This window comes from Flavobacterium anhuiense, from assembly GCF_004151235.1.
GTDB lineage: Bacteria > Bacteroidota > Bacteroidia > Flavobacteriales > Flavobacteriaceae > Flavobacterium > Flavobacterium anhuiense_A.
Genome location: NZ_JUIV01000017.1, coordinates 89,939 through 103,426 on the forward strand (window position 1 = coordinate 89,939; position 13,488 = coordinate 103,426).

The window sequence follows — 13,488 nt, forward strand, 5'->3', positions numbered from 1 at the left end:
TACCTCGTACTGTTTGTCATTTCGACGAAGGAGAAATCTTCGCAAGAAACTCCTTAATCTTTGTCGAGCTACTAACGAAGATTTCTCCTTCGTCGAAATGACAAAAATGCAAAAAATTTAATGCCACAGATTTCACAGATTAACACAGATTAATTTTTAAACAGGTTAAAAAAAATCCTTTTAATCTGTGTAATCTGTGGCAAAAAAACAACCACAAATAACCAAGCTATCCATCATGAAATTTAGACCATTATTATCAATTCTACTCCTTGGAAGCCTCTTTGTCAACGCACAAAACAAACCCACTGTAAAAGAATACAAAAAAGTATTTACAACCTATCCGTTCTCAGATCCTGATCCGATTCCGAAACCAGATACCAAGTTTTATCCGTATTTCCGTTTTGACGGTTTTACCGATAAAGCTGTTCAAAAAGAATGGAAAGTAATCGAAATTGAAAACGATTATATAAAACTGATGATTTTGCCAGAAATTGGCGGGAAAGTTTGGTCAGCAATAGAAAAATCTACAGGAAAAGACATTGTTTACAATAATCATGTTGTAAAATTCAGAGACATTGCCATGCGCGGACCGTGGACAAGCGGCGGTGTTGAAGGCAATTACGGAATTATCGGCCATACGCCAAACTGCGCCACTCCTGTGGATTACAAAATTATAAATCGAGAAGACGGAAGCATCAGCTGTGTGATTGGCGTTTTAGATTTATTGACGAGAACCTCTTGGAAATTAGATATCAATCTTCCAAAAGACAAAGCGTATTTTACCACAAATTCGTTCTGGTCAAACACAACCGAATTTGAACAGCCTTACTACACTTGGATGAATACAGGAATAAAAGCGGCTGAAAATCTGCAATTTATTTATCCGGGACAAACTTATATTGGCCATAACGGAGAATACAATTCGTGGCCAATTGACAAAGAAAACGGCAAAGATTTGTCTTTCTACAAAAACAACAATTTTGGCGGTTACAAATCGTATCACGTATTCGGAAAATATGATGATTTCTTTGGAGGATATTATCACGACGAAGATTTCGGAATGGGAAGATACGGCAATCACGACGATAAACCGGGCAAAAAAATCTGGATTTGGGGATTGTCACAGCAAGGCATGATTTGGGAAAAATTATTGACCGATACTGACGGACAATATGTAGAAGTGCAAAGCGGAAGATTGTTTAATCAGGCAAGCGAAACCAGCAGTCTTACGCCTTTCAAACAACGCTCGTTTGCGCCATATCAAACCGATACTTGGACCGAATATTGGTTTCCTGTAAAACACACAAAAGGTTTTGTAAAAGCCAATAATTATGGTTCAGTCAATATTAAAAACGAAAATGGCTGGCTGAAAATATATTTTTCTCCGCTTCAAAAATTAAATGAAAAAATTGAGGTTTTTGAAAACGATAAAAAAGTGTATTCTAAAGATATTGCATTGAATACGATGCAAACTTTTAAAGATTCTATTCAGGTAAAAGTGGATTCTAATAAATTGAAATTTGTTTTAGGCGGAAATAAACTGGTTTGGAATTCTGCGCCAGAAGACATAAACATCAATCGCCCTGTAGAAATTCCGAAAGATTTTGATCATAATTCGGTTTATGGATTGTATCAGCAAGGAAAAAATTACATCAGTTTTAAAGATTATGTTCTGGCCGAAGACAAACTAAATGCTTGTTTAAAACTAGATCCAAACTACGCTCCTGCCCTTTCTGCATTGGCTTCTTTGCAAATTAGAAAATTAGATTTCAAAGCAGCTGTAAATTCGGCAAGAAAAGCTTTATCAATAGACACTTACGATGCTTCGGCGAATTATTTTTATGCTTTGGCAAATTTCCATTTAGGAAATACTATCGATGCAAAAGACGGTTTTGACATTGCAGCAGCAAGTGTTGAATTTAGAAGTCCAACTTACACTGCTTTAAGCAAAATTTATTTAGCCGAAAACGATCTGCCAAAAGCTATTGAATATGCCGAGAAAAGCTTAATCTATAATCAATACAATATAGAAGGTTTACAGGTTTTAGCGGTTTTATATCGTCTTCAAAATAATTCAGATAAAGCGAATTCTGTTTTAAAAACCATTGCAAAATTGGATCCGCTGAATCATTTTGCTGATTTTGAAAAATACCTTTGGAACAATTCAGCCGATTCAAAAAATGCTTTTGTTTCTGCCATTCAAAACGAAATGCCAGAACAGACTTTTCTTGAATTGGGAATTTGGTACAATAATATCAGTCGAAAAGATGAAGCTTTAAAAGTCTTTTCTATTGCAGAACCAAGCGCTGAAATTATATATTGGAAAGCCTTTTTAGAAAATAAACCAGTTGATTTAAGCAAAATAAAACCGGGAACAAGTTTCCCTTTCAGAAATGAAACGGCTGAAATTTTGAAATCATTAATTAAAACAAACGATCAATATCAGTTAAAATATCATTTAGGATTAATTGAATGGAATCGTAACAGCATTTCAGAAGCTAAAGAATTGTTTTCGCAATGCGGTGCAAAACCAAATGATCCAGCTTTTTATGGAGCTAAAGCTTCGTTGTTTAAAGATGATGCTTCAATAGTATTGGCAAGTCTTCAGCAGGCAATAAAATTAGATCCGCAAGGCTGGAGATACCATAAAATGCTTGCAGAACATTACATCGCTCAAAAACAATTTGACAAAGCGCTTACAACGGCTGAATCTTTCTATAAAAAACATCAAGACAATTATTTGATTGGAATGCTTTATGCCAAAACTTTATTGCTAAACAAAAAATACCGCGAAGCCGATTCGTTCTTAACCAAATTGCAAATCCTTCCTTTCGAAGGCGCAACAGCAGGAAGACAATTGTATCACGAGGCCAAACTGATGCAAGCTTTGGCAGAAATGAAAAACAAACAGTACAAAAAAGCATTACAATTTATTGCCGATGCGAAACTGTTTCCAGAGAATTTAGGCGTTGGAAAACCGTATGATGAAAACATAGATGAAAGATTAGAAAACTGGCTGGATTATCAATGTTACAGCAGTCTTGGAAACAAAGAAATGGCTTCAAAATCTTTAGATAAAATTGTCGCTTTTAAACCAGTGGTTGATAATACGGTTATGAACTTTCTTCCTGCAAATCAATTGGTTTCGGCTTGGGCGATTGAAAAAACTTCTTCTGCTCAAGAAGCTGAAAAATGGATTAAAAATCAGGCAGATTTATATCCGACAAATAAAATAGTGCAGTGGAGTTTATTGGCTTACACCAAAAAACAATCGAATATTTTAAGTGAAGATGAAAAAGACGGTGAAGTCAGAATTATCGAAAAATTGTAAAGAACTTTCAAAACAATAAAATGAAAAAGCATTTTTTAAAATATACATTTTTGGGTCTTGCCCTTGCTTTGGCGCCAAAAATAGAAGCACAAAACAAAACAGAAAAGGTTGATGAATTATCCATTTACCGCGCTACTCCTTTAAAAACCCATGATTTAATTCATACCAAATTGGATGTTTCTTTCGATTACGGAAAACGTTATTTATATGGAAAAGAATGGATTACTTTAAAACCTCATTTTTACGAAACCGATTCGCTTAGGCTTGACGCAAAAGGAATGGATTTTAAAGAAATTGCTATTATCGATGGTAAAAAAAGTATTCCGTTGCAATACAAATACGACAATGAAGAACTTTCCATCGCTTTAAACAGAAAATACAAACGAACTGAAAAGTACACGATTTTCATTAATTACACCGCAAAACCAGCAGAGCTGAAAAGCAAAGCTGGCGAATCGATTACCAACTCAAACGGATTGTATTTTATTAATCCTGATGGAAAAGGTGACAAACCAACACAAATATGGACTCAAGGCGAAACGGAAGCTTCTTCTTGCTGGTTCCCAACAATTGACAAACCCAATCAGAAAACGACTTCTGAAATTGCAATGACCGTTGAGACTAAATATACAACACTTTCAAACGGTAAATTAACCTCACAAAAAGTAAACAAAGATGGAACAAGAACAGATGTTTGGAAAATGGATCAGCCAAATGCCCCTTATTTGTTTATGATGGCGGTTGGCGATTTTAAAGTCTATAAAGATTCATACAACGGAAAAGAAGTCAGCTATTATTTAGAGCCGAAATATGCACCGTATGCCAAACAGATTTTCTACAAAACGCCAGATATGATGAACTTTTACGGCAAAATGCTTGGTGTAGAATATCCTTGGGCAAAATATGCGCAAATTGTTGTGAAAGATTATTTTGGAGGCGCGATGGAAAATACCTCAGCGACAGTTCATGGTGAATATGTTCAGAAAACAGAACGCGAATTATTAGATGATAATCAAGAAAGTACCATTGCTCACGAACTTTTTCATCAATGGTTTGGAGATTACGTAACGGCTGAGTCTTGGTCAAACTTAACCATGAACGAATCGTTTGCCACTTTTGGAGAAGTTTTATGGCATGGTCACGATGCCGGACAGGATGCGGAAGACAGATCACGTTATGAAAAATTGCAGAATTATTTGCGCTCTCAAAAAAATGGGAACAGTCCGATTTTGGCACGTTTTCATTATAAAAATGCAGACGATATGTTTGATAACATTAGCTATTCTAAAGGTTCTATCATTTTGTATGCTATGAAAAACCAAATGGGCGACGAAGCCTTTTTTAAAGGACTAAATCATTATTTAACAACAAATGCGTACAAATCTGGCGAACCGCATCAACTGCGTTTATCAATGGAAGAAGTGACAGGAAAAGATTGGCTGCCTTATTTTGATCAATGGTATTATAATGCTGGAAGTCCGATTTTGGATGTGAACTACAAATATGCTAACGGAAAAGTTATTATTACAATAAGTCAATCTCAGGATAGCGCAGTGCAAACTTTTACGCTTCCTTTAAAAGTTGATTTTTATGTAAACGGAACTAAAATCAGAAAGGATATTTTAATTGATAAAAAACAACAAAGCTTCACTTTTGACCTTCCTTCAAAACCTGAATTTATAGATTTAGATCCAGATAAAATTCTAGTTGGCGAAGTGAATGTCGATAAAAAAACGGCTGCTGATTATCTTTATCAATATAAAAATGCGCCATCGTATTACAACCGAATTGAAGCCATAAAATTTGCTTCAAAAGACAGAAGTCAGGAATCGCAACTTATTTTACTGGAAGGTTTAAAAGATCAACAGGAAGATTTAAGAGTTTTGAGCATCAAAGCAATTGATTTAAATGAAAAGCAAACCAAAGATCAGGTTTTAAAAACGCTTCTTGATATTGCTAAAAATGATAAAAAGACAATCGCTAGAGCAAATGCTATTGTAAAACTGGCTTCTACAGGCGATGCTTCCTATAAAAGTTTAATGGAAGAAAGCATTAAAAAACAATCATACAACGTAATTGCAGCAGGATTAGCAGGATTAACAAAATATGCACCAGCCGAAGCTGATAAAGCATTAGCTTCATTAGATGACGATACCCTAAAACATGTAACGCCATTAATGAAAAGATTTAGTAGTCAAAAATAATTATTAAAAGTCCTTTAGGTCTGTTTTTGTTTTTGAAAACCTCTCTAATTTGGTTCATTAGAGAGGTTGTTTTAAAAATTTATCTAACAATAATCACTCATGAAAATCATCTTCTTAAAACCTATAACAATCCTTTTTCTTTTGTTCGGATGGACAATTGCATCGGCACAAATGATTAAGACCAAAACGCCTTCACGTCCAAAAGGACAGCAAGATGTCCTGAGAATGGCAGCAGATCCAATTCCGACGGTTCGTGTTGCTTTTATCGGACTTGGAATGCGCGGTCCTGGCGCTGTAGAACGTATGACACATATTCCAGGTGTAGAAATTGTAGCGTTGTGCGACATGACTCAAGAAAATACTGCAAAATCAAATGAGATTTTAACGAAAGCTGGTTTTCCGAAAGCACAGGAATTCTATGGCGACGAAAATGCTTGGAGAAAAGTTACGGCTTTGCCAAACGTAGATTTGGTTTATGTGGCTACAGATTGGCTTCATCATGCTTCTATCGGAGTTCAAGCCATGAAAGATGGAAAACATGTTGCAATAGAAGTTCCGGGCGCTTTAACTATGAAAGAAATCTGGGAATTGATCGATACTTCGGAAAAAACAAGAAAACATTGCATGCAATTGGAAAATTGTGTTTACGATTTTTTCGAATTGACAACATTAAACATGGCTCAGCAAGGCGTTTTTGGAGAAATTCTTCATGCCGAAGGTTCTTATATTCATGGTTTACAGCCTTTTTGGGGAGAATACTGGAACAACTGGAGAATGGATTATAACATTAAACACCGCGGCGATATTTACGCGACACACGGAATGGGACCTGCGTGTCAGGCACTAAATATTCACCGTGGTGACAAAATGAATTTCTTGGTTTCTATGGATACAAAAGCTGTTGGAAATCCTGCTTACATTAAAGAAAAATCAGGACAAGAAATTAAAAATTTTAGAAATGGTGATCATACTATGACTATGATTCGTACGGAAAACGGAAAAACAATTCACATTCAACACGATGTTACTTCTCCTCGTCCCTACAGCAGAATGTATCAATTGAGCGGTACAAAAGGTTTTGCTAATAAATATCCGTTAGAAGGTTATGCTTTAGACGGAAAAGAATTAAGCGATGACGTAAAACCAAATCACGAAAAATTGAGCGCGCATTCTTTTGTTCCTGAAGAAGTGAAAAAAGCGTTGATGGAAAAATACAAACATCCAATTGCAAAAGGAATCGAAGAACAGGCTAAAAAAGTGGGCGGTCATGGCGGAATGGATTTTATTATGGACTATCGTTTAATTTATTGTCTGCAAAAAGGACTTCCGCTTGATATGGACGTTTATGATTTAGCCGAATGGTCTTGCCTTGGACCATTAACAGAAATTTCATTAGATCATAATTCTGCTCCTGTTGAAATTCCAGATTTTACTCGTGGAGGCTGGAACAAACTTAAAAAATTAGAGTTTTCAGAATAAATATTATTGGTTAGTTAGTAAGAGGGACAAGAGGGCAAAGTAGATGTTGCTCTCTTGTCTGTTTTAGACCATTTATAAAACAAAACAGGCAGTCCGAAAAATATTTACAAACCCTTTGATTTTGGAAATTCAGCTTCGGAGAAGCGAAACATTTATAGCAATTTAATCTATTATCATTAACAAAGCTCCAGCGGAGCAATATACTAATTGGAAAAAAATGTCGCTCCGCTGGAGCTCTTTTGCATTCACTTTATTGAATTTCTACAAATATTTCGCTTCTCCGAAGCTTATAAAAAAAGCTGTCCTTTTGAGACAGCTCCTTTTAATATTAAGTTGAAAATTAATTCCAGTTGAAAGTAATTTTCTTTTCGATTTCACTGCTTAAACTTAAAAATACTGGGCAAGTCATGGCAGCACGCTCTAAAATCGTTTTGCTTTTTTCATCAGCATTGCTTTTCATTTGAAACACAATTTCTATTGCTCCAATTCTTCTTGGTTCAGCATTCATGATCTTAGTTACTTCTGCTGTAGATCCAACAAAATCAACTTCTAAATCACGAGCTTTGATTCCCATAATGGTCATCATGCAGCTTGCTAAAGCATTTGCAACTGTATCTGTTGGAGAAAATGCTTCTCCTTTTCCGTTATTATCTAATGGTGCGTCAGAAATGATTTCGCTTCCTGATTGCACGTGAATTGAACTTGTTCTTAAATCTCCTAAATAGGTTACTTTTGATGTCATTAATTTGCTACTTTTAAAGTTAAGTCACTATCATAATATAAGATGTAAACACCTTTATTAGCGTGTCCCCCATCTTCTTTTCTATAATATTGAAATTTATTATCTACCTGCTGAGTTGTCATCAAATCAGCTGTTTCTTGGAATGTTTTTCCTTGCATTAAACGCATCATCGTATCAAACGTTACGTCAAATCCTCTCGTTGCGTAAGTCGTCGGATTTGCTTTGTTTTTTAGACGATATTGTTTTTCATAAATTAAAACTGGCTGTTCGTCGCTTTCTCGAGTTACAGAAGGATACATTAATTTTAATTTTACTAAATTATCAAAAACAATTTCATCTGTATCCAGTGTGCTATTTGGCTCAAGAATTACAAGCTGAACCTGACACGTTTTTTGAGAATCAAGTAAAGCTTTTATCGTAGCTTTTACCATCGCTGTATTTCCTGTTTCCATCACGACATAATTCATTCGGCTTGGAATCAGCAGGCTTTTTAAATTCGCCACATCCAAACCGCCAGTTTCAGTTAAAGATGCAAATGCAACTCCTTTCTGATTTTGTTTGATGTAATTGATAACCGACTCTTTTTTCTTATCAACGACCGCAATTATATTTCCATTTTTAGAACGCATAAAATCAAAAACAGCATTTCTGATTACGTCATTTGAAGGTATTGTTTGGTACAAATTATCAATCGGATTGGCGCTATCTTTTGATAAAGGAGAAATTACAGGAACATTATACGAACGAAGCATACTTGCCGCCGTTTCTGCATTACTTTGGTAAAATGGCCCAATTACAGCATCTGCATCTTGAAGTTTCTGAGTCAAACCTACAACATTCGAAGTCGTTTTTGTTTCTTGCGAATCGTAAATAGCAACATCAATTGGCAGTTTCAATGTTTTTGCAGAGTCAATCGCCATCAAAGCTCCAGAATAAAAATCTAAAGTCATATTTAAGAACTTATCGTTTTTAATTCTGTTAGCAGTTCCAGACGTATCACTTTGCACTTTAGCCAAATTAAAAGGAAGCAATAAAACTACTTTTTTACGCTCATTAATACCTCTTTTTTTTGTTAATTCAACAATTTCTACATTTTCGTTTTCAGTAGATTTTACTTTATCAACTATCTTAATTCCGCCGCCAGAGTTTTCTACTGGTTTACTTACAGAAGAATCAGCAGGTTTATCAGCAGGAACTTGCGTTGCAATAATTGGCGCAGGAGCTATATATCCAGCCGGAACTTTCAAAACCATTCCTTCTTTTACACCTTCAGAAAGTGATGGATTTAATGCCACTAATTCATCTTGCGATAAATGAAAAACTCTTCCTAAACTATAAAAAGTTTCTTTCGGTTTCACCTGATACTCCATATAAGTTACCGCTTTTTTAGAAGATTCTGCAGGTTTCTTATTTTCAGCAGGTTTTGCTGTTTCTGCTGCAACGTGTTCTGTTTTTGGCGCTGTTCCTTTTATGGTAAGTCTGTAACCAACTGGCAAACTATTAACGATATCTGGATTGCGTTTTTCTAATTCATCAACAGCCATATTGTACTGTTTTGCAATGCCAAATTTTGTTTCTTTTGGCTGAACATCATGATACATATATTTCTCAGCACCTTTTTCTTTAGCAGGTTTTGCTGAAGCTTTTGGAGCAGATCCTTTTGCTGGAATAACCAATTTTTGTCCAATTTGAACACCCGTTTTTTCCAAAAACGGATTTGCAGCTTTTAAAGCTTCATCAGAGATTCCGTATTTTTTCTCGATGCTGTAAAACGTTTCTTTTGGCTGCACTTCATGAATAATCTCTTTTCCCGAAACAACAGCAGTTTTAGTTTCAGAAACTTCTTTTTTTGCTTCTCCTGTTGCCGTCGGAATCAGTAATACTGTGTTTGGGCTTAAACCTGTTCTCGCATCTGGATTTAGCTTATAAATGTCATAAGGCGTAACCTTAAATTTTTGAGCAATCTGATTAATAGTTTCACCGCTTGACACTTTATACTTCACCACTTTTTCCTGAGAAAAAGCACTTGAACTGATAAAGAATACAAGAGACAATAATGTTAAATAGTATTTCATAATATGGCTTAAAACAATTTAATTTCTAATTTAAAAATATCTCACAGATTATCCAAAAGCAAAATTCGAGCCGTTTGTTATTTCATACAAAAATCATCTCAAATCGATTTCTACTTTGGCAATTATGATTTCTTTATATAACTCATCTTCTTCTTTTTTCTTGCATTTATAAAGCACTTCTTCCATGTTTTCGAATTTATCGCTGTAAACATAGTACGAAAGGCTGTTAATATTGAAAAAGAAACTAGCGTTAAAATCGCCAGAATCAATGAGTTTCATAATAAGCTTATCTCGATCAACTGCGTCTGTAAATATACCCAAAACTAAGTAATACCCGTTCGAAACTTCTCTAAGATTATCATAAACTTCTACTTTTACTGTTTTATCAGGTCGTAACGGATTGTCTTTCAATTCTTGTTTCATTTCTTCCAGCGAAATTGTTTTTGAATTTTCAATAGTGTTATCCTTTTTCTGTTTTTTGACTGCTTCATCTTGATATTTTTTCAATTTTACTAAAGCTAATTTATCATCAAACTTTCGAGCTTCCATACTGTAATATGAAGCTTTACTGATGTGTCGCTTTACTTCAATTTTTTTCTGATTGTCAAGCGAATCAATTTTAGCAATTAAAAGTTGATTCTTTTCATCTCCTTTTTGCTGATCTTCTTTATAGCGATTAATTTCCTCTAAAGACAAACGTTGTTGCAAAGGTTCTGTATTGGCTTTTTTCTCGCTTTCGCGGATTTTCTTCTTATACTCCTGATTTTCCTCAACGGCAATTTTCTCTACTTTATTCATCAAACCGGCATACACTTTTCTGTTTTCTGCCAATTCTTTCTTTAATTGAGATGATAATTCATTGGTTTTATTGATTCCCTCAGAAGATTGTTTTTCTAATCTTTTCGATTCTTCAATATTCAAAATATCCATTCTTTTCAATTCTTTCAAGTCATCATTCATTGCTGCAACAAGCGAATCTAATTTTGCCATTAAAACATCTTGAACATTTTTATTGGCTTCTAAAACCAAACGCAATTTTTCAACTGAGTTTTCTTTAGAACCATTCATATCGTTCAGATTCACTTTCAAATCATTAATCTTTATAATTTTCTGATTCATTTCTTTTTGGACAACCAATCGGTCTTTTAAATCTTCAATTTCAACCGTTTTGGCTTTTGTTTTCTCGACAACAACTTGTTTTTCGGCCAAAGCCAACATCAATTCTTCACTTTCGTTTGTGGGTTGAATTCCTTTTGTATTGATGGCTAATTTGTTTCCAACAATTAATCCATTTACAATTTCAGGATTTTGTGATTCTAGCTGATCGATTGATATTCCATATTTCTTCGCAATCGAAAATTTGGTTTCTTTTGGTTCAACTATATGAAAAACTGTTTCTTGATTGATAACACGAACTCTTCCATCCAATGTTTTTCTTTTGTTTGGAATAGAAATTGTCTGGCCAATCTGTAATCCATTAATTAAAATATCTTTATTAAGGTTTTCTAAATCCTGAACCGAAACATTGTATTGTCTTGCAATGCTGAACAAAGATTCTTTAGCCACAACCTGATGTGTTGTTTTTGAAGAAACAGCAATTTCTTGTTTTAAAGAATGATCTGAATTTTGAGGAATAATCAGTTCTTGACCTATTTGAAGTCCGCTGGCTAAAATTTCCTGATTGGCATTCTGAATGGCTTCAACCGAAACATGATATTGTTTTGATAAACCAAACAATGTTTCTTTTGGCGCAACAATATGGGTTTGCTGCTTTGAAGTTGTATTTTCTGAGTTGTGAACTGGAATCTTTAAAACCTGATTGTCTTTGATTCCGTTTTGCGATTCGGGGTTGAGTTTGTAAATCTCATCGATAGAAACCTTATACTTTTGGGCAATAAAATAAGCGGTTTCACCTTTTTGAATCTTGTGCTCGATAATTGAATCTTGCGCAATTATTTTGTTAAAAGACAAAATAAAGACAAGAGAAATTGTTAAAAGTTCTCTCATAAATAGTAGGTTATAAAAAATTAAGGCCTTACAAATGTAAGACCTTAATTTTAAATTATGCTACTATTCCCACTCAATTGTTGCAGGTGGTTTTGAACTAATATCGTAAACTACACGATTCACGCCTTTTACTTTATTGATAATGTCATTAGACACTTTCATCAAGAAATCGTAAGGTAAATGAACCCAGTCAGCAGTCATACCATCTGTTGATTCTACCGCTCTAAGCGCTACTACTTTTTCGTAAGTACGCTCATCACCCATAACACCAACACTGTTTACAGGAAGCAAAATTGCTCCAGCCTGCCAAACTTTATCGTATAATCCCCAAGATTTTAATCCTTCGATAAATACAGAATCTACATCTTGTAAAATTCTAACTTTCTCCGGAGTAATATCTCCTAAAATTCTGATTGATAATCCTGGTCCTGGGAAAGGGTGTCTTCCTAATAATTCAGGATCTATTCCTAATGTAGCTCCTACTCTTCTCACTTCATCTTTGAAAAGCATTCTAAGCGGTTCTACAATTTTTAATTTCATATAATCTGGCAATCCACCAACGTTGTGGTGAGATTTAATAGTTGCAGACGGTCCTTTTACCGAAACAGACTCAATAACGTCTGGGTAAATAGTTCCTTGCGCTAACCATTTTACATCTTCTAATAAGTGTGATTCATCATCAAAAACTTCGATAAATACACGACCGATTGTTTTACGTTTTGTTTCTGGATCACTGATTCCAGCCAATTCGCCAAGGAAACGATCTCCAGCGTCAACTCCTTTTACGTTTAACCCCATTCCTTTGTATTGGTTCAATACATTTTCGAATTCGTTTTTACGTAAAAGCCCATTGTTAACGAAGATGCAATATAAATTTTGCCCGATTGCTTTGTTTAATAAAACGGCTGCTACTGTAGAATCTACTCCTCCAGATAAACCAAGAACCACTTTATCGTTTCCTAGTTTTTCTTTCAATTCTGCCACCATTTCGTCAACGAAAGCATTTGGAGTAAAGTTTTGCGGAACTTCAGCAATTTTCACTAAGAAATTCTCCAACATTTTTTTACCGTCTGTAGAATGGTAAACTTCTGGATGGTATTGAATTGCATAAGTAGTTTCGCCTTCAATTTTGTAAGCTGCATATTCTACATCATGCGTGCTTGCTAATTTTACAGCATTTGTTGGAAGCGCTTTGATACTATCGCTATGGCTCATCCAAACTTGGCTGTTTTCTGAAACTCCTTCAAAGAAAGTTTCGCCTTCTTTAATATAAGACAAGTTAGCTCTTCCGTATTCTCTGGTATTTGAAGCTGCCACTTCTCCACCGCTGAAATGAGCTAAATATTGTGCTCCATAACAAACAGCAAGTAAAGGCATTTTACCTCTAATTTGTGATAAATCAGGATGTGGTGCATCTTCTCCTCTTACAGAGAAAGGACTTCCTCCTAAAATTACGGCTTTATAACTTGATAAATCACTTGGAATGTGATTGTAAGGAAAAATTTCGCAGAATATATTTAATTCGCGAACTCTACGCGCAATAAGTTGAGTATATTGCGATCCGAAATCTAAAATAAGTACGTTGTGTTGCATGCGCAAAAGTACTTTTTATATTCGAAATTCAAAAATTGATTTTTGATTTTTTTTAAA

At 34.8% G+C, this 13,488-nt stretch carries 7 protein-coding genes; 3 read left to right on the plus strand and 4 right to left on the minus strand.

What is annotated here, in order from left to right:
• Positions 1 to 235: 235 nt before the first annotated feature.
• The 3 genes from NU08_RS17705 (at position 236) to NU08_RS17715 (ending at position 7,014) form a co-directional block, all read left to right on the plus strand.
• Positions 236 to 3,331 carry a DUF5107 domain-containing protein gene (locus tag NU08_RS17705; RefSeq protein WP_129748437.1) on the plus strand — a complete coding sequence of 1,032 codons (3,096 nt, stop codon included), beginning with the start codon at positions 236 to 238 and terminating at the stop codon, positions 3,329 to 3,331.
• 20 nt (positions 3,332 to 3,351) lie between these two features.
• Positions 3,352 to 5,535: a M1 family metallopeptidase gene (locus NU08_RS17710; RefSeq protein ID WP_129748438.1), complete on the plus strand. Its 2,184-nt coding sequence runs from the start codon at positions 3,352 to 3,354 to the stop codon at positions 5,533 to 5,535.
• Between the two features lie 99 nt (positions 5,536 to 5,634).
• Complete coding sequence (locus NU08_RS17715; RefSeq protein WP_129748439.1) at positions 5,635 to 7,014, plus strand: Gfo/Idh/MocA family protein; 1,380 nt, start codon at positions 5,635 to 5,637, stop codon at positions 7,012 to 7,014.
• Between the two features lie 340 nt (positions 7,015 to 7,354).
• Here NU08_RS17715 and NU08_RS17720 read toward each other — a convergent pair whose 3' ends face one another.
• The 4 genes from NU08_RS17720 to guaA form a co-directional block, all read right to left on the minus strand.
• Positions 7,355 to 7,756, minus strand: a complete 402-nt coding sequence (locus NU08_RS17720; RefSeq protein ID WP_008462463.1) for an OsmC family protein — start codon at positions 7,754 to 7,756, stop codon at positions 7,355 to 7,357.
• Complete coding sequence (locus NU08_RS17725) at positions 7,756 to 9,831, minus strand: LysM peptidoglycan-binding domain-containing protein (RefSeq protein ID WP_129748440.1); 2,076 nt, start codon at positions 9,829 to 9,831, stop codon at positions 7,756 to 7,758. Before NU08_RS17725 ends, NU08_RS17720 begins: the two co-directional genes overlap by 1 nt.
• A 93-nt stretch (positions 9,832 to 9,924) precedes the next feature.
• A complete protein-coding gene (locus NU08_RS17730) occupies positions 9,925 to 11,838 on the minus strand; it encodes a LysM peptidoglycan-binding domain-containing protein (protein WP_129748441.1) in 1,914 nt (637 codons plus the stop codon).
• Positions 11,839 to 11,901: 63 nt separating this feature from the next.
• Positions 11,902 to 13,431 (minus strand): glutamine-hydrolyzing GMP synthase, encoded by a 1,530-nt coding sequence (gene guaA / locus NU08_RS17735; RefSeq protein WP_008462460.1) that lies wholly within the window; start codon positions 13,429 to 13,431, stop codon positions 11,902 to 11,904.
• Positions 13,432 to 13,488: the final 57 nt, after the last annotated feature.

Bases quoted from the DNA above. Each gene is read 5' to 3' on its own strand.
- NU08_RS17705 (WP_129748437.1), top strand. From the start codon at position 236: ATGAAATTTAGACCATTATTATCAATTCTACTCCTTGGAAGCCTCTTT.
- guaA (WP_008462460.1), bottom strand. From the start codon at position 13,431: ATGCAACACAACGTACTTATTTTAGATTTCGGATCGCAATATACTCAA.
- NU08_RS17725 (WP_129748440.1), bottom strand. From the start codon at position 9,831: ATGAAATACTATTTAACATTATTGTCTCTTGTATTCTTTATCAGTTCA.
- NU08_RS17710 (WP_129748438.1), top strand. From the start codon at position 3,352: ATGAAAAAGCATTTTTTAAAATATACATTTTTGGGTCTTGCCCTTGCT.
- NU08_RS17715 (WP_129748439.1), top strand. From the start codon at position 5,635: ATGAAAATCATCTTCTTAAAACCTATAACAATCCTTTTTCTTTTGTTC.
- NU08_RS17730 (WP_129748441.1), bottom strand. From the start codon at position 11,838: ATGAGAGAACTTTTAACAATTTCTCTTGTCTTTATTTTGTCTTTTAAC.
- NU08_RS17720 (WP_008462463.1), bottom strand. From the start codon at position 7,756: ATGACATCAAAAGTAACCTATTTAGGAGATTTAAGAACAAGTTCAATT.